At 50.3% G+C, this 21,263-nt stretch carries 23 protein-coding genes and 1 pseudogene; 20 read left to right on the top strand and 4 right to left on the bottom strand.

The features are described 5' to 3' along the window. Positions 1-34: 34 nt before the first annotated feature. The 3 genes from L1N82_RS13440 to L1N82_RS13430 all read right to left on the bottom strand — a co-directional run bounded on the left by L1N82_RS13440 (position 35) and on the right by L1N82_RS13430 (position 2,252). The gene (locus tag L1N82_RS13440; protein ID WP_235287947.1) at positions 35-616 is read right to left on the bottom strand and encodes an AAA family ATPase; all 582 of its coding nucleotides are present in this window, start codon (positions 614-616) and stop codon (positions 35-37) included. A gap of 44 nt (positions 617-660) precedes the next feature. Continuing rightward, the gene (locus L1N82_RS13435; protein WP_235287945.1) at positions 661-1,926 is read right to left on the bottom strand and encodes an ATP-binding protein; all 1,266 of its coding nucleotides are present in this window, start codon (positions 1,924-1,926) and stop codon (positions 661-663) included. A 164-nt stretch (positions 1,927-2,090) separates the two neighbouring features. Further along, a complete protein-coding gene (locus tag L1N82_RS13430; protein WP_111145537.1) occupies positions 2,091-2,252 on the bottom strand; it encodes an asparagine synthase in 162 nt (53 codons plus the stop codon). 235 nt (positions 2,253-2,487) lie between these two features. Here L1N82_RS13430 and L1N82_RS13425 point away from each other — a divergent pair, with 235 nt between their 5' ends. From L1N82_RS13425 to L1N82_RS13395, 7 genes are all read left to right on the top strand, one after another. After that, positions 2,488-3,018 carry a hypothetical protein gene (locus L1N82_RS13425; RefSeq protein ID WP_235287943.1) on the top strand — a complete coding sequence of 177 codons (531 nt, stop codon included), beginning with the start codon at positions 2,488-2,490 and terminating at the stop codon, positions 3,016-3,018. A gap of 190 nt (positions 3,019-3,208) precedes the next feature. Then, positions 3,209-4,606 (top strand): serine hydrolase, encoded by a 1,398-nt coding sequence (locus tag L1N82_RS13420; RefSeq protein WP_235287941.1) that lies wholly within the window; start codon positions 3,209-3,211, stop codon positions 4,604-4,606. Between the two features lie 124 nt (positions 4,607-4,730). After that, positions 4,731-5,033, top strand: coding sequence for a DUF6509 family protein (locus L1N82_RS13415; RefSeq protein ID WP_235287939.1), 303 nt, complete (start codon positions 4,731-4,733; stop codon positions 5,031-5,033). A 15-nt stretch (positions 5,034-5,048) separates the two neighbouring features. Continuing rightward, a complete protein-coding gene (locus L1N82_RS13410; RefSeq protein WP_235287937.1) occupies positions 5,049-5,336 on the top strand; it encodes a HesB/YadR/YfhF family protein in 288 nt (95 codons plus the stop codon). A gap of 30 nt (positions 5,337-5,366) precedes the next feature. Continuing rightward, a complete protein-coding gene (locus L1N82_RS13405) occupies positions 5,367-5,549 on the top strand; it encodes a hypothetical protein (protein ID WP_235287935.1) in 183 nt (60 codons plus the stop codon). Between the two features lie 73 nt (positions 5,550-5,622). Beyond that, complete coding sequence (locus tag L1N82_RS13400) at positions 5,623-6,087, top strand: DinB family protein (RefSeq protein ID WP_235287933.1); 465 nt, start codon at positions 5,623-5,625, stop codon at positions 6,085-6,087. Between the two features lie 123 nt (positions 6,088-6,210). Continuing rightward, the gene (locus tag L1N82_RS13395) at positions 6,211-7,092 is read left to right on the top strand and encodes a CHAD domain-containing protein (RefSeq protein WP_235287932.1); all 882 of its coding nucleotides are present in this window, start codon (positions 6,211-6,213) and stop codon (positions 7,090-7,092) included. 96 nt (positions 7,093-7,188) lie between these two features. Here the strand turns inward: L1N82_RS13395 and L1N82_RS13390 are convergent, their stop codons facing one another. Then, on the bottom strand, positions 7,189-8,367 hold the full coding sequence (locus L1N82_RS13390; protein ID WP_235287930.1) for a ParB/RepB/Spo0J family partition protein: 1,179 nt from the start codon (positions 8,365-8,367) through the stop codon (positions 7,189-7,191). A 580-nt stretch (positions 8,368-8,947) separates the two neighbouring features. Here L1N82_RS13390 and L1N82_RS13385 point away from each other — a divergent pair. The 13 genes and pseudogenes from L1N82_RS13385 to L1N82_RS13325 all read left to right on the top strand — a co-directional run bounded on the left by L1N82_RS13385 (position 8,948) and on the right by L1N82_RS13325 (position 21,107). Next, the gene (locus L1N82_RS13385; protein ID WP_235287928.1) at positions 8,948-9,547 is read left to right on the top strand and encodes a TerD family protein; all 600 of its coding nucleotides are present in this window, start codon (positions 8,948-8,950) and stop codon (positions 9,545-9,547) included. Between the two features lie 25 nt (positions 9,548-9,572). After that, the gene (locus L1N82_RS13380) at positions 9,573-10,154 is read left to right on the top strand and encodes a TerD family protein (RefSeq protein ID WP_235287927.1); all 582 of its coding nucleotides are present in this window, start codon (positions 9,573-9,575) and stop codon (positions 10,152-10,154) included. Positions 10,155-10,274: 120 nt separating this feature from the next. Next, the gene (locus tag L1N82_RS13375) at positions 10,275-10,853 is read left to right on the top strand and encodes a TerD family protein (RefSeq protein WP_235287925.1); all 579 of its coding nucleotides are present in this window, start codon (positions 10,275-10,277) and stop codon (positions 10,851-10,853) included. A 38-nt stretch (positions 10,854-10,891) separates the two neighbouring features. Continuing rightward, positions 10,892-11,470 (top strand): TerD family protein, encoded by a 579-nt coding sequence (locus L1N82_RS13370; RefSeq protein ID WP_235287924.1) that lies wholly within the window; start codon positions 10,892-10,894, stop codon positions 11,468-11,470. Positions 11,471-11,527: 57 nt separating this feature from the next. After that, positions 11,528-12,772: a TerD family protein gene (locus tag L1N82_RS13365; RefSeq protein ID WP_235287922.1), complete on the top strand. Its 1,245-nt coding sequence runs from the start codon at positions 11,528-11,530 to the stop codon at positions 12,770-12,772. 57 nt (positions 12,773-12,829) lie between these two features. Further along, positions 12,830-13,627 (top strand): TerC family protein, encoded by a 798-nt coding sequence (locus tag L1N82_RS13360; RefSeq protein WP_235287920.1) that lies wholly within the window; start codon positions 12,830-12,832, stop codon positions 13,625-13,627. 115 nt (positions 13,628-13,742) lie between these two features. Further along, positions 13,743-14,948 carry an HpcH/HpaI aldolase/citrate lyase family protein gene (locus L1N82_RS13355; protein ID WP_235287918.1) on the top strand — a complete coding sequence of 402 codons (1,206 nt, stop codon included), beginning with the start codon at positions 13,743-13,745 and terminating at the stop codon, positions 14,946-14,948. Beyond that, a pseudogene (locus L1N82_RS13350) lies at positions 14,878-16,191 on the top strand (phosphoribosyltransferase family protein); the annotation flags it as partial. The gene L1N82_RS13355 and the pseudogene L1N82_RS13350, both read left to right, overlap by 71 nt. 69 nt (positions 16,192-16,260) lie before the next feature. Next, positions 16,261-17,385: a cysteine protease StiP family protein gene (locus L1N82_RS13345; protein WP_235288217.1), complete on the top strand. Its 1,125-nt coding sequence runs from the start codon at positions 16,261-16,263 to the stop codon at positions 17,383-17,385. After that, complete coding sequence (locus L1N82_RS13340) at positions 17,385-18,191, top strand: HAD family hydrolase (protein ID WP_235287916.1); 807 nt, start codon at positions 17,385-17,387, stop codon at positions 18,189-18,191. Before L1N82_RS13345 ends, L1N82_RS13340 begins: the two co-directional genes overlap by 1 nt. 32 nt (positions 18,192-18,223) lie before the next feature. Beyond that, a complete protein-coding gene (locus L1N82_RS13335; RefSeq protein ID WP_235287914.1) occupies positions 18,224-19,237 on the top strand; it encodes an ATP-grasp domain-containing protein in 1,014 nt (337 codons plus the stop codon). Between the two features lie 58 nt (positions 19,238-19,295). Next, the gene (locus L1N82_RS13330) at positions 19,296-20,003 is read left to right on the top strand and encodes a hypothetical protein (protein WP_235287912.1); all 708 of its coding nucleotides are present in this window, start codon (positions 19,296-19,298) and stop codon (positions 20,001-20,003) included. A 15-nt stretch (positions 20,004-20,018) separates the two neighbouring features. Then, entirely contained in the window at positions 20,019-21,107 is a 1,089-nt protein-coding gene (locus L1N82_RS13325) for a toxic anion resistance protein (protein ID WP_235287911.1), read from the top strand. Positions 21,108-21,263 lie beyond the last annotated feature (156 nt).

Genomic DNA, 21,263 nt, shown 5'->3' with positions numbered 1-21,263 from the left:
AAGAAGGAGGGACGCCAATGGCGTCCCTCTTGTCTTATCTGATAAATGCTTTTAACCGTTCCAGCTTCTCTTGGGTCAGAGGCCCAGCGTTATCAAGATGCAGAATGTGGGATTCCGGAAGGTTCCATTCCACCTTCTTGGGAATAAGGGTTTGCCGGTATAAATTCCAATTCTCCAGCTTCCACCGGTCCAGTGGCAGGCCGCGCTGTTCAATCCTTGTGCGGTACAGCTGCTCATTCTCCAGATACACATAAACAGCCCTGCAATTCTTTAGTTCATCTTCAAGACCCGCTTTCTCCAGCTCCCGTTCCAGCCAGTATCGGTCAGAGAGCTCCTTGGTAAACGGTCCGATCACGTAAACCTCGCTGCCAAGCTGCAGGTTTTCAAGTGCTGCATCCATAGTAATCCGGTAGCCAAGATCGCGGCACAACCGTTTGTATTCCGGGGAATCCCGGTCCTCAGGATCAAGGCCAGCCGCCAGCATAACAGCGCTTGCGGCAGGCTGAAGCAGGGTATCCATATCCAGGAATACTGCGCTGCTTGATGCTGCCAGAGATTTGGCTAACGTTGTTTTTCCGGCCCCAGCGGGTCCAATGAAGAATACCAGCTTTGCCATATGCGAACATACCACCTTATCCTCAGTTTGGAATTTAATAGACCTCATGATTCTGCTGCAGCAATTGGCAGCCGGATGACGAATTCCGTCCCATTCCCCTGTTCGCTCCTGACATTGACCCTGCCGCCCAGCGATCGGATAAGCTGATAAGAGAACGTCAGGCCAAGACCTGTACCGGTTGATTTTGTGGAGAAGTAAACCGTACCAAGCCGTTTGATCTGTTCAGAGCTCATTCCGACTCCGTTATCCTTAATTAATAAACCTGCCTCGTGATTAGAGGCGAGCAGGCGGATGATAACCATCCCATCATGGCGGTCTGAACAAGCTTCAATGGCGTTCTTAATGAAATTGATAAGCAGCTGCTTCATCTCGTCCCGGTTCGATTCCACACGAATTGACATACTCCTGATATCCTCCACAACAAGCTTCACATTATTCATGTTGGCATAAGGTGTCATGACATCAGTTACTGCATAGATTTGTTCGGACAGGTCAATCTCTTCCTTGTGCTTGCCTAGCGGTCTGGAGACAGCGAGGTACTCCGAGAGGATAGTCTGCATTCTTGCCAGTTCCTCGGTACACACATCGATATACTGGTCCACCTTTTCCCTCGGCAGGGACGGATTGCGGATCAGCTTAAGGAATCCCATCACGGAGGTGAGCGGATTTCTGACTTCGTGGGCAAGGGAGGCTGCAACATGGCTGATGGCTTGTACACGCTCGTTATGTACATAACTGATGAACAGCTCTTTATCCGCTGCTGCTTTCTTGAACAGGGAAATGAGGAGCCAGATCCCTAGAGAATTCTGAACCGGCATAACCATGATGTGAAAGCTTAAGTGACTAAGCATATATTTTGTTTCCATAATAAACAGGATTAACAGCGGGATAACAGAAAAGCTAATCCCGGCGAGAAACACAATCAGCTGTTTTCGTTCCTTGGCCCTGTGATACCAGTCGCACAGCAGGATAGACAAAGGAAAGGTGGCGATCAAAATGGTGTAGGCAGACAGCATTCCTTCTCCGCCCAGATAGAGGCGGTAAAGAAGGAAGACGGCAAGCAGAGTAACTCCGGTGGGGAGGCCGCCGAACAGAATGCCAAAGAACATAATTACATAACGGATATCAAAAATAAAACCAGTTTCGACAGTTGAAGGAAACGTCATGGACAATATCAAGCATGCACAGGAGGTGACAGTGATAAAATTTCGGGAATAATTGACCGGCTTATCTCGGTAATAAATGGTAAACAGCACGAATGGCAGCAGAGCAAACAACAGCTGCAGCATAATATTTTGGATATAGGTCATATCAGGCTTGGCCACCTTGGCGCTAGTATAATTTCAATAATTATACAACAACCAAAAGTAAAAGGGGTCAGGAAACCTAAAGTTAATATTTTTTTCGGCTGTATATGAATGAAAAAAACGCCATGGGCTTTGACAGCCGCATGACGCCTCCATACCCATATCCGTTAGCGGTGTTCAATCAAGTCAATTGCGCCGAGCACAACATGTGCCAAGCCGAAACCAAGCACGCCGGTTGCAGCCAGCTTATATTTGGTTTTCCAGAGGGCAGCACCTGAAGCTGCAGTTACGACCGTGCCGAGTACAGTAGGAATCATACCTTCACGCATGAATAAACACTCCTTCAATTATAAAGTAGGATAATACCTCTGTAGTATTCGCAATAATGCGAGTGAAGCATACACGTATTGTTAATGCCAATGCCTTCTAATGATGCTGCTCGAATACCGTATTTGGCTGAGCAATTGAAAATGTGAACGGAGATTTAGGTTATGATATTATTAAGCAGGTCATCAAAAAGCATACCTGGAACAGACCGGTTCTTATGCAGGGAGGGATTGTAATATGTCGGAACAGGTGCAGAAAGTGCCGTTCGGCTATGAGCCGCCCACCGAGAGTCGAAAGGGCACTCTAATTTTTTATGACACATTTGATACGGTATTTGAGGAGGAGCTGGATGAGGCCAGGCAGGCTGCCGTGCATCGTTCATTCGCCAAGCTTGTTCTCTATCCACTGCATGAGCAGACGGTTAAGCGGATGTTCGGCGAGCCGGTGAAGCCGTATTACAAACGGGAAGACAGGCTTCATGATTGGAGAAGGCACAGCGGCAGCGAGATGGTGTCCGTTGAAGGCTGGGAGGGGAAACGTAAGAAGTATACGCCTATTGATGCGGCTCTGCGTCATCTTGTCCAGCATTATCCGGCACCGTACTTTCTTCTGCTGCAGCCTCGGACTGCTAATGTTTTCGCTTCATTTGATGTATTTCCGGAATGGATAACAAAGTTACGCCTGCTCCTGACCAGAGAGCCAGATGAGCTGCATCCGAGACTTGAGCAATATAGAGGCAGATGGGACACGCTTGATACCAGCAGTTAGTCAGTTATTAGTCGAGGCCCGTCATTGACGGGCTTATTTGGCCATCAGCTCTGACTCTTCTCTATGTAAATTTGGCAGATCAGAGGGTTCGTGGTATTTTATTAGATACATTATAAATAGAGTTATAAGGAGGAGTTATTAGCGCGTGTTACATACTAGCAAGCCGGCAAAGATACGCTGGAAAAGAATAATGCAGCTGCTTCTGGCAGCTTCTGCGGCGGGTATGATAGGATTGCAGCAGCCCAGTAAATTGATTGCTGCTGCAGCACAGCAGGCGCCGGCTAATGTCACGGTACTGAGTGACGGCCAAGCGATTGGCTGGAGTGCTCTGCCCTTTGTCGAGAAGGGGACAACCTATGTGCCGGTCAGAGAATTCGTCAAAGCAGCGGACGCTAAGCTCGACTGGAATGCCAGAACGAATCAAATTACGATAAAGCGTGGAGCTCGCACAATTAACTTAATTCCGGGCAGTACAGAGATGATTGTTAATGGGCAAACTGTCCGTATACCAAACGGTTCGAGGCTGGTCCATTACACGACCTATCTGCCCTTTCGCTCTGTAACAGAGGCGCTCGGCATTCCTTTTGAGCTGTGGAATAAAGCAAGGCCGATTATTAATCTTAATGTAAGTACGCCTGCAGGCCATAACGGTTCAAAAGAAATGACAGCGGTAGATGCCTATCTAAAGAGGCAGAATTTTACGGGTATTGCCCTTATCGCGAAAAATGGCACTATTATGCTTGAGAAGGGCTATGGTCCGGCTGACAGCAGCAGCATGAACGATAAGGACACACTTACGCGGATTGCCTCCATTACCAAGCAATTCACAGCTGCCGCGGTACTGAAGCTGTGCGAGGAGGGGGCGCTGCAGCTGGACGAGCCGCTGAGTGCAATTATCCCGGATTTCCCCCGGGGTGATGAAATTACGATCCATATGCTGCTTGCACATACAGCGGGTCTTCCCAGCGATATTCCGCGGACAGCGGAAGCGAAGCTGGAAGATACGGTTGCGGCAATCAAGCGGATGAAGCTGGTTAATGAGCCCGGGACAACCTTCCGGTACAGCAATCCGGGTTATGTTCTGCTTGCCTCGGTCATCGAACAGCGAAGCGGCATGAGCTATGGAGAATATCTTCGCAGGCATTTCTTCGAGCCTGCGGGGATGAACCAGACGGGGGAAGCTTCTCCTGATACGCCGACCAATGCCGGACATTTGCTGGAAGGCAGCAGGCTGCTGGAGAGAGGCTATTATATTTCCCAATCAGGCACAGGCAGCTTGTACTCTACGGCTTCGGACTTGTTGAAATGGCATGATGCCTTGTTTGGCGGCAAGGTACTGAGCCGGGAATCGGTCGAGCGTATATTCGAGGAGTTTCCTGAACGCGGGAACAGCTACTACGGCTGGGAAATACGGGAGATGGACGGCCGGACCATATACTCTACAACCGGGGGCGGAGCAGGCTATACGACGTTGTTCTCGGTGGAGCCGGCTGCGGGCACGGTATTGATCCTGCTGAGCAATCAGCAGAGGATCGATATTCAATCCTATCATACAACTATCCGTTCTTTGCTGCAGAACCCGGCATAGCTAGACCAAACCTGCGGCTGGTCCGCAGGCTTATTCATTTTGCAGCAAGCTGAAGGCAGCTCGGACTCCGGCTCGTTTCCTTCTGGCGCATCATGTATAATGTAAGGGATGGATGAAGGAAAGGATGAATGATTTGGATATCAGCGAATACAGCGTAGAATATGTGAAGGATCCATTCGGGATCATAACGGGTAAACGATACGAGTTTATTCTGGACCTGACAATCGATGAAGATGATGAGCTGTACTCACCCCAAGGTGTGTATGCGCGCGTTATATTTGGAGTCGAGGAGGAAGGCTCCCGGATAGTGAAATATGATCTGCTTGAGAGGACGACTGACCGGTATCTGGAGTTTGACCTGGATGATGAGGAATTGCAGGAGCTGGAGACTTTCTGCCGGACGCATTATACGGAAGCCGAAGCGTAAGGAGGAGGGCAATTCATGAAGCTGTCAATAGATAAGCAAGCTGCTGATTTATACATACGCGAGATGGGGCTTGCAGCAGGTGACGCTCTAAGGATCTTCGTAAGGCTCGGCGGCTGCGGAAGTGTACAGCCTGGGCTGTCGCTCGGCATTATGAAGGAAACTCCCAGAGATCCGGGTATTGAGCACGTTGTTGCAGGCATTCGCTTCTATATGGAGAATGACAATCTGTGGTATCTGGATAACCGCGACTTATATGTCCGCTATGATGAATCGGAAGATGATGTTTACTTTGATGTTCATTGATTACCGGATACTCAGGAAGGGGCAGGCAGGATGCTGAAGGGCTGGCGGTTGCCGATTGCCGGAGTCGTAGTTGTCGGGGCAGCAGCAGCTGCTGCCCCGCAATTGGGATTATCCGATTACGGACAAACGATTCCGCTGTTTATCCTGTTTGTTCTGTTTGTCGGAGCACTCCAGCTTCTGGAATGGCTGAAGGATAGGAGACGGAGGCGCTGACAGCTGGCTTATAAGCGTTGTTCAGTGTCCAGGGAGGCAGCGAAAGGGGAGCGGGGATATGGGAGATGACGGATTGAAATTGCATTTCATCCGGCTGTTTGAGCATGTCTGGTGGGCTGACAACCGAATTGCGGAAGCATTCTTGGAAGCGGACGGAGATGTACCAGAAAAAGCCCTTCGGCTATTTACCCATGTGCTGGCTGCTGAGCAAATATGGCTGATGCGGCTATCCCGGCAGGATGCTTCACAAGCAGCCATATGGCCCCGGAATGCATCGCTTGCTGAATGCCGGCTTCTGGCGGAATCCAACAAGAGAGGTTACAGACAGTTTCTTGAAGGGATTACCGGCGAGAATCTGTCCGTCAAGGTTGTTTACCGCAACAGTAAGGGCGCATTATTCGAAACGCCTGCCGTGGACATACTTGCGCATGTTTCTCTGCATGGCAGCTATCACCGCGGCCAGATTGCTTCGCACATGCGTCTTAACGGTCTAGAGCCTGCTAACACTGATTATATAGCCTATGTAAGAGAAATGTAGTGCCGATAATGCTTGGATGACGCGGGCCACCGTGCATCCAGGCATTTTTTGTTATATAAACCTCTGGCAGCTTTTGTTTACCCTGCATTCTTTTGTTGTAATGATGTTTAGGAGGGATGTGTCATGGGAACCGAACAATTACAGCATCTTGATGGTTCAGCCGCTGGTAGCAAGGACCAGTGGGAGCCTGTGTTGAATGAACTGCATGTCCAGTTTCGCAGTCATGGGCGGCGGGCTGTGGAGGATTTTGATGTAGAAGCTGTACATCAGGCCAGAGTAAGCTGCCGCAAGCTGCTGACTTTGCTGCGTATACTTGACCCTGACAATCGTTCAGGATTGTATCCGATATTCAAGAAGTCACAGAAGCAGCTCGGTAAAGTCAGGGATAAGGATGTCCTGATCGGGACGTTCAAGCAAAGGCGGAAACTCGTCAAGGCGGCGGGGGATAAGAAGCAGGACCGTCTGCTCGGTTCGTTCATTGCCGTCCAGAAGAAGGAACGTAAGCGGTATAGAGCCAAGCTGGCCGAGAAGCTGCCCAAGATGCAGGATGAGGAAGAATTAACGAGATGGAACAAATTCTTGCAAGAGGAACTAGAATCATTGCTGGGTCACACAGATGTCAATGGCGTCATGCGAGAGCTGGAAACAGCTTATGAAGAGAAGAAGCAGCGGTACCGGGAAATAAGCGGCGAGCACGGCTGCAATTCCGAAGAGGCCTTCGACGCACTGCATAAGCTGCGGATTGCCGCCAAGGAATTACGCTACACGGCATCAGCCGCTTGCTTCGCTCTGGATGACAAGTATCTTGGTTACGAAAAATATTACAAGGCTATCCAGGAAGAGCTTGGCGAAATTAATGACAGAAGAGTATGGCTCGATACGGCACTTGAGATCGGGCGGGAGGGACTTGACGCTGGCAAACACACGTGGCATCAATTCAAACAGGAGCTAAGGCGTGAACTGCATGAGCAGATGGAGAGCGTGAAGGTCATAGAGGAATGCTGAAGGAAGGATGTTAGTTTTCTATAAAACAGAGGCTGACCGGCTCGACCCGGTCAGCCTCTGTTTTTGTTGAAGCGGCAAGGTATTCCTCTTGTTCGGTCAAGAGCCGCTTTCCAATCGCTCACGGATTTTCTTCCAATCTGACAGCTGCTGCTCAAGCTGCATGATGAGCTGATCAACTTGTCTCGTGATAACGGGATTGACCTGGGGAGTTATGCCGGTGAGCCTGTTCAAGTCCTTAATATCCTTAGCCTCGACAGCAGCCAAGGCGGTAAGTATGTTTTCAAGCTCTGCTGCAATGCCGGGTATGTCCGAAGGCTGGCTATCGGATGGCTCCTTATCGATAGCAGATGATACTTCAGCTGTATCAATGCCGGCTTTACCTGTATGGGTGCCGGTCTCTGCGCAGGCTGAAGGCTGCAGCCCGGGCACTTGAGAGTGAGCGGCGGAGCCAGCCATTGCTCCAGCCTCCGCACGGCTTGTCTCCTTACGGTCAGCCTGTTCTTGACTTGCAGAAGCTTTCGCTTCAGCGGCTGCTTTCCTCTCCTCATCCGCCCGGGCACGTTCTGCCTTGGTCTGCTGATAAGAGGACCAGGTTTCAATCAGGTCGGGACCGTTCTTGTACAGCAGCTTATCCTTAACGCTCTGAGATATTCCCTTATCCTTGAACAGACGGGCGATCTTCTTCACATCGCTAACCGGCATCCCGTCTCTAGCCATGATAAGCGCGAGCGGATCCCGGTGTTCTATTGGCAGATCCTTAAGGGGCAGCAGCTGGTCTTCCGTCAGCTTATCCTTGCGGATTTGCGTGCCTGCCACGATAAGCTTCTTTACGGCTGGGCCAAACTTGAGCAGCTCAAGTTTATTGCGAATATAGGATTCGGGTTTGCCCAGCTTGCTGGAAAGGAATTTAATCGAGCTGCTGAATTTCGTATCATTCATTAGTTTATGGAAGGCTTCCGCTTCCTCAATTGGCGAGAAGCCCTCCCTGGTAAGGTTTTCAGCAATCTGCTCCAAATAGATATCCAGTTCACTCATCGCGGTCGAGATAATGCATGGAATTTTCTTCAACCCAAGTGACTGGGCCGCTTTGTATCGCCGGTTGCCGTATATGATTGTGTAGCGCCCGTTATCAGCTGTTCGTACCTTGATCGGTGAGAGCAAGCCAAGCTCGGCTATGCTGTTCTTCAGCTCCTGCAGTGCATCCTCATCGAACTGGTACCGGGGCTGATCCGCATCCTCGTCAATAAGTTCGAGCGGAAGTTCGGTAATATTCATCATCATTCTCCTGTCGTCAGTCAATATACGTTATTATAGCTCAACCGGTTTTTCATGAAAATATATTAAACCTCACTCGCCGGGCCAGGCTTTAACAAAACTTTATAAATGTGCGTTGGTAATCTGGTTTGGTTCTGCCATTGTGCTCACCCATACGAATCAGAATCAGTGAAATACCAGCAGGCGCAAGAAAAGTCCCGTCTACCCTATTTCAGAAACTCTATCGAAAATTGGTGCGTTTATAAATACTAAAGTATCCAGACCGTGGATTTAGACCTGTATTAGCAGCTGCTGGAAAAATACCAGCTATGCAAATCAATCCTGGTAAGCGATAATAAAGCACAATACGACAAAAGTTACCATTACGTTCGACACCGGCTAAAAATGTTGTTCGGAAAGTTTGGGCGCTCGCCGGTGGTATAAATTTCGAAGTTCAACATAATTATTGGCGGATTTGCTGAAACTTGTCAGGCCATAGAGCGTATTACTAGTATCACGATGGTTAATCGTGTAAATCCATCTATTCTTATGATTCAGTACCAAAAACAGCAAGTAATTTTGAGAAGGAGGTGCTCATACATTGACTATTTCTTTGGTGAAGGGTCAGAAAATTGATTTAACGAAGGGTAACGCAGGTTTGAACAAGGTCGTAGTCGGGCTTGGTTGGGATCCAGCGGAAAGTGAGTCCAAAGGCTTCTTTGGCATAAAGAAGAAAACAGCCAATATCGACTGCGATGCGTCTGCTTTAATGCTAGATGCTAACGGCAAGCTCACGGAAGAGCGCAACCTGGTCTGTTTTTATAACAAGCAAAGCGGCTGTGGTTCAGTTGTACATTCCGGCGATAACCTGACAGGGGAAGGCGCTGGTGATGACGAGCAAATCTTCGTGGAATTAAGCCGTATTCCGGCGAGTGTACATAAAGTTCTGTGTGTGGTGAACATCTATGAATGCGAATCACGGCGTCAGGATTTTGGCATGATCAAATCGGCTTACATTCGCATCGTCAACCCAGCTAACAACCAGGAGCTGGTGCGCTTTAACCTGACGGACAACTACTCCGGCATGACCGCGCTTATCGTCGGTGAGTTGTACCGCCATAATGGAGAATGGAAGTTCAACGCAATCGGCGAGGGCGCGCACGCTGCCCACATTAATATTCTTGCACAGCGCTACCAATAAATAATAGACGGGAGTTTGATATCATATGGCTATCAGCTTATCCAAAGGTCAGAAAATCGACTTGACCAAAACAAACCCGGGTCTGACGAAAGTTATCGTCGGTCTTGGATGGGACACCAACAAATATGACGGCGGCAAGGATTTTGACCTTGATGCTTCAATATTTTGCCTGAACGCTCAAGGCAAGGCCGGATCTGAGAAGGATTTCATATTCTATAACAACCCGCAAAACGCCAACGGTTCTGTCGTTCATACAGGAGACAACCGCACAGGCGAAGGGGATGGGGACGATGAGAAGGTAATTGTTGATCTTGCGGCAGTGCCGGCAGAAACCGAGAAAATTGCTTTCTGTATCACAATCTATGATGCTGATGCCCGCAGCCAAAACTTTGGACAAGTCTCCAACGCTTTCGTTCGGATTGTGGACGAGAACAGCGGCACGGAGCTGGTTCGTTATGATCTTGGAGAGGACTTCTCCATCGAAACAGCTGTCGTGGTTGGCGAGCTTTACCGGCACAACGGCGAGTGGAAATTCAGCGCGATCGGCAGCGGCTACAAAGACGGCCTGGCAGGACTTGCGCGCGACTATGGACTTGCTACCTCATAATTTCAAAGGTTAACGATGCGCTATGGCCGTTCACTGCGGCCGGCTAGAGGGGGGTCCATACGAATCTGATATGGACCCTTTATCAATGGCATAGATTCATCAATATACGGAGGGATACCGATGGCGGTTAATTTGTCCAAGGGACAAAAGGTGGATTTAACCAAATCCAACCCGGGGTTGTCCAGCGTAGTGGTTGGTCTCGGCTGGGACGTAAACAAGTATGATGGCGGCGGCGATTTTGATCTGGATGCATCGGCCTTTTGCCTGAATGAAACCGGCAAAGTCAACAGCGAGCAGGATTTTATTTTCTATAATAACCGCGCCAATACGAACGGATCTATCCAGCTGTCGGGGGATAACCGCAGCGGTGAAGGTGCGGGTGACGATGAGACCGTAACGATTAACCTCAGTTCCGTGCCCGCATCGACGAGCAAAATTGCTTTCTGTATCACCATACACGATGCAGCTCAGCGCAACCAGAATTTTGGGCAGGTGGCCAATTCATACGTTCGGATTGTGAATGCATCAACAGGAGAAGAGTTGATCCGTTACGACCTGGGCGAAGATTTCTCTGTGGAAACAGCGGTTGTGGTTGGTGAGCTGTACCGGCATGCAGGTGAGTGGAAGTTTAGTGCTGTAGGGAGCGGTTACCGCAACGGGCTGCAAGGACTTTGCAGCGATTTTGGCATTCAGACTTAACAGGCATATGTCAATAATTCCATTTGGGAGGCGATTTAATGTCTATCAATCTTTCCAAGGGCCAGCGCATCGATTTGACCAAGTCAAATCCGGGCTTGACGAGAGCCATCCTAGGTCTCGGCTGGGATACGAACAGATATACCGGCGGCGGGGATTTTGACCTGGATGCCAGTGCTTTCCTTCTTTATGAAGACGGCAAAGCAAGGTCAGAAGAGGATTTTGTATTTTATAACCACCTGACTGCCTACAACGGGGCGGTTGAGCACACGGGTGACAATCGTACCGGAGCGGGTGACGGAGATGATGAGCAGATCCGGGTTGATTTTACATTAGTGCCTCCCCAGATCACAAGAATCGGCATCACGGTAACCATACATGACGGAGATGCCCGCAGGCAAAATTTTGGCCAAGTATCCAATGCATTCGTCCGGCTTGTGGATGAGGGAAGCGGCCAGGAAGTGCTGCGCTACGATCTTGGCGAAGAGTTTTCTATTGAAACGGCTATCGTATTTTGTGAACTGTACCGGCATGGGGCAGACTGGAAGTTTCAGGCAGTGGGCTCGGGATTCTCCGGAGGATTGGCCGCGCTCGTTCGCAACTATGGATTACCGTTATAACGAAAGCGATCCGGGCGTGGAAGTCCCGGGTTCATCCATGTGAAAGGGCGGAAGTGCATGTCAGTGTCATTGGTAAAGGGACAGAAAACAGATGTAACAAAAAACAATCCCTCCTTGCAAGGGTTGGTTATTGGCATGGGCTGGCGGGTTGCCAGCGGTCTGGAGATTGATCTTTCCACATTTTTGCTTGGGTCCGGCGGCAAGGTATCGGGCGATCAAGACTTGATTTTCTACGGGAATCCCAGTGGTGCTGCAGGATCGGTCACACTGGCCGGCAGGAGCAAGCGGACTCTATCCGGGAAGTTGGATCACGAACAGATCATTGTACGTATCCGAGAGGTACCTGCGGCAGTAGAGAGAATCGCTTTCACGCTAACGATTTATGAAGGGGATGTGCGCAGGCAAAGTTTCTCTGGGGTAGAAGATGCTTATTTACGTATCGCGGATGAATCGACGGGAGCAGAGCTGATACGTTATGACCTTGGAAATAACTTCTCCGTAGAGACGGCGATTGTTGTTGGAGAATTATATAGATATAACGGCGAGTGGAAGTTTAATGCAATTGGCTCAGGGTATTCGGGAGGATTGGCGGCACTTTGCGGCAGCTATGGTATTGAGGTAAAGGCAGATGCTCCACAGGAGCAGCCAAAGCCGGTGCCGCTTCCTCCAAAGCCCGATTCTATTTCGCCGCCGGCACCTGCTGGTATCAACTTCAGCAAGATCAGCTTGACTAAGCGCGGTGATGTCATCAACCTGCAGAAGGGCTCCGGTTCTCTTGGTGAAATTCTAATTAATCTGAACTGGAACCAAAGGTCCTCCTCCGGCTTCTTCAAGCGAAGCGGCGTTGATCTAGATTTGGGCTGCCTATTCGAGCTCAAGGATGGAAGCAAGGGTTCGATACAAGCTCTTGGAAATTCATTCGGCAATCTGTCGCGGCCGCCGTACGTGGCGCTGGATGGTGATGACCGCACCGGGGCGATTAAAACAGGTGAGAACTTAAGGATCAACGGCAATAAAGTCGCTGAAATTAAGCGGATTGTAGTCTATGCCTACATTTATGAGGGGGCAACGAACTGGGCGGAGGCTGACGGCGTTGTTACCATTAAGCAGTCAGGCGGACCGGATATTGAGGTTCGAATGGACGAGCATAACAACCGTAAGGGCATGTGTGCGATTGCAATGATTGAGAATGTGAATGACCAGACTTTCAGCATTAAGCGGCTGGTTCAATATTTCTCGGGTCATCGTGAGGTAGACGAAGCTTACGGCTGGGGGCTGAAGTGGGTAAGGGGCAGCAAATAGCTTTCTTCCCATCGCAGTTAAACATTTAATCGGGAAGCACATTAGGAGGCTACATGAATGGCAGCTTTTATACAAAGCATGCTCGAGAACTTTGCAAGCTTTTTTAGCTGGGAGAACCTATCCATGGTTTTCAGCGACCCGGCAAACTGGGGGATAATCCTTACTCTGGTCATTCTTGAGGGACTGCTGTCAGCCGACAACGCCCTGGTCCTTGCTGTAATGGTTCGCCATCTGCCGAAAGAACAGCAGAAGAAGGCGCTATTTTACGGTATCATTGGTGCCTATATATTCCGGTTCATTGCCATTGGTGTAGGTACATATCTGGTTAAAATTACATGGGTTAAAGTGGCAGGCGGCTTATACCTGCTCTGGATTGCTCTCAGTAACCTCTTCGGCCTGGAGTTTAAGCTTGCGCGGGTTGGAGGTATTCCTCTTATCCCGTATATAGGCCGTAAAAAAGAGCAGGAGGAACAGATTGAGGGTAAAGCATATGGCTTCTGGCGTACAGTGCTGGCGGTGGAACTGATGGATATTGCCTTCAGTATCGACAGTGTGCTGGCCGCATTCGGCGTCAGTGAGCAGGTATGGGTTCTGTTCCTAGGCGGCCTGCTCGGCGTATTGATGATGCGTGGTGTTGCCCAGGTCTTCCTGAAGCTGATCGAGAAGTTTCCTGAGCTTGAGAAGGCGGCGTTCATTCTGATTGTCATAATCGGGGCTAAAATGATAGCGGGAGCATACGGGTTCCATGTATCCCACAACGTGTTCTTCGGCATTCTGATCGCAGTCTTCCTGGGTACGATGGTCTACAGTACCTTGAAGAAGAACAGAGGAAACGAAACGCACACATCGGTTTAAATGGTCTGGATTACATTTCTTGAAATATCCCTCATGGTCAATGAGGGATATTTTAACTTTACGAAAATATAAAGCAGCGAATAAATGCTTCGACAACCGATGAGGAGGGTGGGCAATGAGATATTTCAGCTATTTGACAGAGGAAGAGGAGCATTCCTTATTTCATTCATTACCGCTGCATTTCAATAACCATGCTGACCGTAATATCCTTGCGCACGCCGTTGGATCAGCCTTATATATGCCGGCGACCCGGGACCGGATAGCGGATGATCTGGTTGCTGCGAGGTATGAGGGGCTGGTCTCCATCGTTCTGGATCTGGAGGATGCTGTCGGGGACAATATGGTCTTGCTGGCAGAAGAGACGCTCCGCAACACCCTTCGGACTATTGACCTGTATGTTGATTCCGGCGACCTCGACTTGGAGCGTGTTCCGCTCATTTTTATTCGTGTTCGCTCTCCGGAGCAGCTGGAACGCTTGTTAATGCTCGGCGGGACGGCATTTACGCATGTGACCGGCTTTGTTCTCCCGAAGTTTAATGCTGTCTGCGGTTCTGCCTACTTCAGGCTGATTGCAGAGTTCAATGAGCATGATAACGGAATCTCTCACAGGCTCTACGGCATGCCGATTCTGGAGAGTAATGAGATCATTTACCGGGAAAGCCGCCTTGAGACCCTGCTGGCAATCAGGGAGCTGCTGGATGAGTACAAGCCGTATGTGCTGAATGTCAGGATAGGCGCAACCGACTTCTCCAGTCTCTTCGGTCTGCGGCGAAGTCCGGACAGTACAATCTATGATATTGCCGTTATAAGAGATTGCATTGCTGATATCGTTAACATCTTCGGCCGGGCGGACAACCATTATGTCATCTCCGGTCCGGTCTGGGAGTATTTCAAAAGTGACCGCGTGCTGAAGCCGCAGCTTCGACAGACGCCTTTCGAAGAGAGCATGGGCAGGAGCGGCCGCAAGCTGCGGATGTCTTACATCAACCGCTATGTTGACGGGTTAATGCGTGAGGTTTCACTGGACAAGGAGAACGGTATGATCGGCAAAACAATTATCCATCCGACTCATATCAAACCCGTTCAAGCCTTGTATGTGGTTACGCATGAGGAATATCAGGATGCTCTTCATATTATGGAGCATAATCACGGGAACCTGGGCGTTATGAAGAGCCGCTACTCGAACAAGATGAATGAAATCAAACCTCATCTGAACTGGGCAGAGCGGATCATAATGAGATCAACTATATATGGGGTGCTGCATGAAAATCAAAACTTCACCTGTCTCCTCTCAGAAGAACGGGAACCGGCAATTATTTAATATACTTGGTGACTTATCGGTCCAGATTGAGATAGCACATAATCCGTTAAACATTCCGCTGGACACGCTGTTTCAGATGGCTGCACGCATGAACAAGAAACGGGGCTTCTTGTTTGTGAGCAGGGTTCTTGGCAAGCATATTCCGGTTAGGCCGCAAGTATCGCTGTTATCCGGCATGATCTTAGGGCTGCTGTTCGGCCAGAGATTGAACCTCGAGCTTCCGCTGGCTGTTGAAGAGGCCGCCGAAGCCATGGCATCCGGAGATTGCGCGGATGTCATATATCGCCGAATGGCCCGGCACCCGATGCCGATCGAAGAAAACACGTTATTTATCGGGTTTGCGGAAACAGCGACTGCTCTTGGGCACAGTATGTTCAGCACATTCGGTGGAGCGGCCAGCTATCTGCATACGACACGGGAATTAATTGAAGATGTAAGCTCGTGCATTAATTTTGAAGAAGAGCATTCACATGCGACCGCACACCGCTGCTACGCGAGTGATCCCGAACTGTTCGCCAAGGCGGATACGATTGTGCTGGTTGACGACGAGATGACAACTGGGAAGACGACACTGAACATCATTTCGGATCTGCATGCGAAATACGGTAAGACCAGGTTTGTTGCTGCAAGTCTTCTTGATTGGCGCTCTGATGAGGATCAAGCACGCTTCCGCCGATATGAGGAAGAGCTGGGTATAACGATTACATGCTTGTCATTAGTAGCCGGGACTATACAGGTAAGCGGCAGGCCGGTTGAGCAAAGTAGCGGCAGCGTGACAGCCCCGCACCAGGATACAGTGGATCGCGCCCCGGTTATCCGTATGATTTCGCTCGCAGACTTATTCCCGCATGCTGCAGGTCAGGGAGGCGCCACGGCGTATTTGAGCGGAACCGGCAGGTTTGGCCTCCGCGCTGAAGAGGAACAATGCCAGCTGCAGGCTATCCGCAGGGCTGGCGAGGTTCTCACCCCTTACCGGACAGGGACGAGAACACTCTGCTTGGGTACCGGAGAGTTTATGTATCTGCCGATGCGCATCGCTGCGGAGATGGGAGAGGGTGTGCTGTATCAGTCAACGACAAGAAGCCCCATCCATCCGGCGCCGGATGAAGACTATGCGGTCAAGTCAGCTTACAGCTACAGTTCACCCGAGGACAAAAGTGTTCGCAATTTCATGTACAATATCACGCCAGGCCACTATAATGATCTGTTTGTGTTTATGGAACGGCGTATGAATGACGAACAACTGGCCGAAATGAAGTCGGTTATCCGGACACTGGATATCCCCGCGGTTTATTTTGTTTATTTTCAAGATATGACCAAGATTAGAGGCCCGCAGCCAATCGGCAGCTATAAGCCGGAGGATGTTATTTTTCTGCTCAAAGATATAAGCGGCGCACAGCTGGAGAGACCGACCGAGGACCGTGAGGAAGCCATCCAGTCAGGCGTTCACTATTCCGAGATGCTCCCTGTTGAGTACCGGCCGACAGAACGATACCTGTCCTTGTTCCACGAAACACTGAGCGAAGCTTCTTACCGGATAGCTGAGGCGGCGGGTACAGTGGCAGAGCTAATACTTCACAGGAAGGGGCCGGATGTCGTGCTGGCATCCCTTGCGAGAGCTGGAACGCCTGTTGGTGTGCTGATTAAGCGCTATCTCAAGCAGATACATAACCTTGATGTGCCGCATTACAGCTTATCGATCATCAGAGGCAAAGGTATGGACGAGAACGCGGTGCTCTATATCGCTCAGCAGCATCCTCACCGGAGGATACAGTTCGTGGACGGCTGGACAGGCAAGGGTGCCATCCGCCGAGTGCTCACCGAGTCCTGCAGGAAGCTTCGGGAGAAATATGGCTTGGAAGTGGAAGATGATCTGGCAGTGCTGGCTGATCCTGGACGCTGCGCCGAGACATTCGGGACGAGGGAGGATTACCTGATTCCGAGCGCTTGTCTGAATTCGACTGTGTCCGGGCTAGTTAGCCGCACGGTGCTCCGTGACGACTTGATCGGGCCCGGAGAATTTCATGGTGCCAAATATTATCGCGAGTGGATGGAAGAGGATCTCACCAATTATTTTGCCGATATGATAAGCGGGCAATTTGCTGCGGTCTTCCGCAAGGCCCAGCTTGCGGCTGAACAGCTGCTTGAGCAGCAGGATGACAGCAGGGTAACCTGGCAGGGGATGAAGGATGTCCGCCGTATCCAGCAGGTCTTCGGCATTCCTGATAGTAATCTGATTAAGCCCGGAGTCGGTGAAACGACACGTGTACTGCTCCGGCGTATTCCGTGGAAAATTCTTGTCAACCGGCTGGATAATCCGGACCTGAAGCATATCCGGATGCTGGCCGCAGAACGTAACGTACCGGTAGAGGAATTTCCGGGACTCAGCTATTCATGCTGCGGCATTATCAAGCCGCTGAAGGAAGGAACGGTCTAATGTTATTCGCAAGCGATCTGGATCAGACCCTAATCTACTCGGAACGCTCGAAGGGCAGTATAAGCCTGGATGATATGGTTCCGGTTGAATTATTCCAGGGCAGGCATATTTCTTATATGACCCGGGCTGCAGCTGCCAGACTGAGGGAGCTGAATGAGCTAGCCCCCTTTGTACCCGTGACGGCGAGAACGCCGGAGCAGTACCACCGGATATTCGCTTTCCGGGAGTGGGTGATTCCTGAATACGTCATAGTAAGCAATGGCGGGAATGTACTGATAAACGGGGAAATCGATCAAGAGTGGGACAGTCTGGTCCGGCAGGCGGTTCGTGAGGGGTGCTCGGAGCAGGGTGAGATTCAGGAGATGTTTCAGCGGATTGCAGACGACAGCTGGGTTCAATCATCCACCTTATGCGATGGTCTGTTCTACTCCATTGTTGTGGAACGGGACAAGCTTCCGGCGGAGAAGATAGACTCATTCAGGAAAGAGCTTGCAGCTCATGGGTGGAGCTATTCCCTTCAGGGCCGCAAGATATATCTGGTGCCGGAACAGGTGAGTAAGGGAGCAGCGCTCGTGTATGTGAAAGAAAAGCTTGGCGAATCCCGAGTCTTGGCAGCCGGGGACAGCCTGCTTGATGAGAGCCTGCTGCTTGCGGCAGATACTGCATTCGCGCCTTCACATGGCGAACTGAAGCGGCAATATAACGAGCATTCTCATATTGTATTTACCAGACGGACCGGTGCAGAGGCTGCGGAAGAAATTCTGGAAGCCTGTCTGGACGTAGCCCGCAGTCAGTTCTCTTGTTAGACCTCCCACAAAGAATGGAGAATCGTGAACAGATGACTAGAATTTATTTTAACCGCTGGTTTTCAGTGATGTACCACTACATTCGCGCGATTAGAGAGAACCCGGAGGGCGAATTGTTCGAATTTTTCGGGACTCATCCTGACCTTAACCATATGTCATTGCTGGAAACCGACTATAAGGAAGCAGAGCCGTCCATTACCGGACTGCCTTATGTGGAATATTGTGCGGACTTTTGCCGGCGGCACCGGATCGACGTGTTTATCCCCCGGCTGCATATGGAGGACATCGTTCGTCACATTCACCTGTTTGATGAGATTGGCACCAGGGTGATGGTTTGCCGCGATAGGGAACTGCTTGAGGCGATGATGGATAAGCGCACCTTCTATGAATCGGTGAGGAGCCGTAACCTGGTTGAGATACCCGACTACGAGGTTGTGCAGACTGCGGGGCAGTTTAAGGAGGCTTATGAACGGCTGGCGGCTGCTGGACATAATGTCTGCTTCAAACCTACGAGGTCTGAGGGCGGCATGGGATTCCGCATTATTAACAACACAACGGACCGGCTTGCTGAGCTGTATGGCTATGTTACGCTGTCTACAACATTCGAGGACGCCTATCGAACCTTGGCTTCACAGACCCGCTTCGGTGATCTCATGGTGATGGAGCATCTGGAGGGTCCGGAATACAGTATTGACTGCGTTGCTGATCAGGAGGGCGAGCTGCTCGTATCTGTTCCGAGGCACAAGGCGCAAGGCAGGATGTACAGGCTTGAAGACAATCCGGAACTTCAGTCGCTGTCGAAACGTATTGCTAAGGAGCTGCGAATACCCTATGCCTATAATATCCAAATCAGGTACAATAAAGGAGTCCCTAAACTTCTCGAAATTAACCCCAGAATGTCGGGGGGCTTGTTTATTTCATGCTTGTCGGGTGTGAATATGCCGTATCTGGCGGTTAATGCTGTTCTCGGCAAGCCGGCTGTTCCTCCGAAGCCTAGATTCGGCATTAAGGCAGGGTATATTGAACAGCCGCTAATAATGGAATAAGAAGCAGGATGATTCAAAAGCTCCGCTCCATCCTGCTAGCAGCATGAAGGAGGTAGTCATGAAATCGTACAGAAACTTGCTCATCCTAGCGGCAGGTAGTTATGCGGCAGGTCTAGCTGTGTATGCACTGTTCAATGCTTATGCTGGACTGGCTGTCCCAACGCTTGTATTGCTAGGGATTGCTCCGATCCTAAAGCGGGCAGGCCGAAAGACGGCTGCGGAGACCCAAGGCGAAACCGTAATCACGCAGCGGCAAGCATCGCCTGCTGTTCCGCAGGCCGCCTCACATGCTCATCCGCCAGCATCACCTGCGGCTGAACCGGCATCACCGGCACACGGGCAGCAGTCGTCTGCTCAGGCTATAGCCGATCCGGAGCTCGCTGCAGCCGTGGAATATATCGGGATACTGGAAGATATGATCCTGCTCGAAGGCGAGAAGAACAGCCTCGATGATGAGATCGTACAGAAGACCTTATCGCTGCTGGCCCGCGTGAACCGCCTGGTTCCCGATCTTGTAGCGCTGGGAGATGCTTCGATTAATTACAATATCGTCAGACTGATCAGACGGGATATTAACTCTGCTATTAATCCGTTCCTGCGTTTGAGCGGAGAAGCCAAACGCCAGAACCGCAGACTTCTGCTGGACAGCATCAAGGATATTAATTCGAAGCTGACCTTTTACACGCAGACCATCGAGCAGAAGGATATTATGGAATTGAGGACGAAGGCCGAGCTGATTCAACAGCGTTACCGGCTTGATGACTAGAGGAGGGGACGCATTATGGCACAAACGATGGTGCAACTGAAACGGGAAGATCTGGACAAGCTTGAGCAGGAAGCCGAGCGCACAATGCAGCGTGTGTCTACGACGGATGCTCTGCAGCTTGATACGCTTATGGATGAGATTGGACGTCAGGGCTCGAAGACGCTGGAGAAATCCGGTCAGACGCTGACGATGCTTGAACGCCCGCTGAATGATCTTATGAGCGGCAAACGGACGGATGTTGCAAACAACATGCTGAAGCTGCGCGGCGAAGTCGAGGGACTGAGCAAGAGCAAGCAGTTATCGCTAATGCAGAAGCTGCTCAGGAAAACACCGATAAAGCAGTATGTTTACCGCTATCAATCCGCTAAGACGAATGTTGAAGTGATTGTGAACTCGCTCCGTCACGGCCGTGAGAATCTTGAAGAGAATGTTATTCATATGCGCAACTTGAAGCGCAGCAGCCTGGAGAATGTATATGATCTGCAGCTGCATGTGGAGTATGGCAACCGGCTGAAGGAGCTGTTCGAGCAGGAGATTGCAAAGCCTGAGAATGCAGACCGCAAGCCTTATCTGGAGCGAGGCCTCCGCAAGGTTGTGACGAAGATTCAGACCTTTACCGAGATGATCATGCTCTATCAGCAGGCCATCGCCGCTACGGATATTATTAATGACACGAATGATAAGCTAATGGATAGTGTTGACAGTACGATTCAGAAGACGCAGCATCTGATGACCGTGTCTGTACTGATCGCACAGGCCATAGACGACCAGATGAAGGTAATCGATGCGGTTAATGCTACCAATGACATGATCGGTAACCAGTTCGCAGATAATGCACGGTTATTGAACGAATCCTCTGACAAAGCCAACAAAGCGCTGACACGCCCTGCTATGAGCATGGAGCTGGTTGAGCGTGCGATGGGGGATCTGTTCTCTGCAATGGATAAGTACGAGAATTCCAACCGTCAGATTATTCAGACTGTGTCCGAGCAGACGTCGAAGATGCAGGAAATCAACCAGCAGGTTGGCAAACGATTGGGCCTGAAGAGCGGGTCACCGAATCCCGAGCTGGAATCAGCGGCAGCAAGAAGCTTCCTGGACTAACCGTGTCATAACATCACCTTTGTCTTAATAGAATGGGTAGAAATTAAGACAGAGGTGATCATTATGCTCGGCTTTATCGGTACCTTCGTACTTGTCATTTTATTAATTATTGCGGCAGGCTCTGAAAGAGCGGAGTCTATTGCTGAACTGCTGCAT

Source organism: Paenibacillus tarimensis (genome assembly GCF_021532315.1).
Lineage (GTDB): Bacteria > Bacillota > Bacilli > Paenibacillales > Paenibacillaceae > Paenibacillus_I > Paenibacillus_I tarimensis.
Note: the sequence above shows the minus strand (reverse complement) of the source record. Positions and strands in the feature narration are given on the sequence as shown.

What these genes read in the sequence shown, in the direction of transcription:
- L1N82_RS13440 (WP_235287947.1), bottom strand. Translation starts at nt 616, where the DNA reads ATGGCAAAGCTGGTATTCTTCATTGGACCCGCTGGGGCCGGAAAAACA.
- L1N82_RS13435 (WP_235287945.1), bottom strand. Translation starts at nt 1,926, where the DNA reads ATGACCTATATCCAAAATATTATGCTGCAGCTGTTGTTTGCTCTGCTG.
- L1N82_RS13430 (WP_111145537.1), bottom strand. Translation starts at nt 2,252, where the DNA reads ATGCGTGAAGGTATGATTCCTACTGTACTCGGCACGGTCGTAACTGCA.
- L1N82_RS13425 (WP_235287943.1), top strand. Translation starts at nt 2,488, where the DNA reads ATGTCGGAACAGGTGCAGAAAGTGCCGTTCGGCTATGAGCCGCCCACC.
- L1N82_RS13420 (WP_235287941.1), top strand. Translation starts at nt 3,209, where the DNA reads ATGCAGCTGCTTCTGGCAGCTTCTGCGGCGGGTATGATAGGATTGCAG.
- L1N82_RS13415 (WP_235287939.1), top strand. Translation starts at nt 4,731, where the DNA reads ATGAATGATTTGGATATCAGCGAATACAGCGTAGAATATGTGAAGGAT.
- L1N82_RS13410 (WP_235287937.1), top strand. Translation starts at nt 5,049, where the DNA reads ATGAAGCTGTCAATAGATAAGCAAGCTGCTGATTTATACATACGCGAG.
- L1N82_RS13405 (WP_235287935.1), top strand. Translation starts at nt 5,367, where the DNA reads ATGCTGAAGGGCTGGCGGTTGCCGATTGCCGGAGTCGTAGTTGTCGGG.
- L1N82_RS13395 (WP_235287932.1), top strand. Translation starts at nt 6,211, where the DNA reads ATGGGAACCGAACAATTACAGCATCTTGATGGTTCAGCCGCTGGTAGC.
- L1N82_RS13390 (WP_235287930.1), bottom strand. Translation starts at nt 8,367, where the DNA reads ATGAATATTACCGAACTTCCGCTCGAACTTATTGACGAGGATGCGGAT.
- L1N82_RS13380 (WP_235287927.1), top strand. Translation starts at nt 9,573, where the DNA reads ATGGCTATCAGCTTATCCAAAGGTCAGAAAATCGACTTGACCAAAACA.
- L1N82_RS13375 (WP_235287925.1), top strand. Translation starts at nt 10,275, where the DNA reads ATGGCGGTTAATTTGTCCAAGGGACAAAAGGTGGATTTAACCAAATCC.
- L1N82_RS13370 (WP_235287924.1), top strand. Translation starts at nt 10,892, where the DNA reads ATGTCTATCAATCTTTCCAAGGGCCAGCGCATCGATTTGACCAAGTCA.
- L1N82_RS13365 (WP_235287922.1), top strand. Translation starts at nt 11,528, where the DNA reads ATGTCAGTGTCATTGGTAAAGGGACAGAAAACAGATGTAACAAAAAAC.
- L1N82_RS13360 (WP_235287920.1), top strand. Translation starts at nt 12,830, where the DNA reads ATGGCAGCTTTTATACAAAGCATGCTCGAGAACTTTGCAAGCTTTTTT.
- L1N82_RS13355 (WP_235287918.1), top strand. Translation starts at nt 13,743, where the DNA reads ATGAGATATTTCAGCTATTTGACAGAGGAAGAGGAGCATTCCTTATTT.
- L1N82_RS13345 (WP_235288217.1), top strand. Translation starts at nt 16,261, where the DNA reads ATGACCAAGATTAGAGGCCCGCAGCCAATCGGCAGCTATAAGCCGGAG.
- L1N82_RS13340 (WP_235287916.1), top strand. Translation starts at nt 17,385, where the DNA reads ATGTTATTCGCAAGCGATCTGGATCAGACCCTAATCTACTCGGAACGC.
- L1N82_RS13335 (WP_235287914.1), top strand. Translation starts at nt 18,224, where the DNA reads ATGACTAGAATTTATTTTAACCGCTGGTTTTCAGTGATGTACCACTAC.
- L1N82_RS13330 (WP_235287912.1), top strand. Translation starts at nt 19,296, where the DNA reads ATGAAATCGTACAGAAACTTGCTCATCCTAGCGGCAGGTAGTTATGCG.
- L1N82_RS13325 (WP_235287911.1), top strand. Translation starts at nt 20,019, where the DNA reads ATGGCACAAACGATGGTGCAACTGAAACGGGAAGATCTGGACAAGCTT.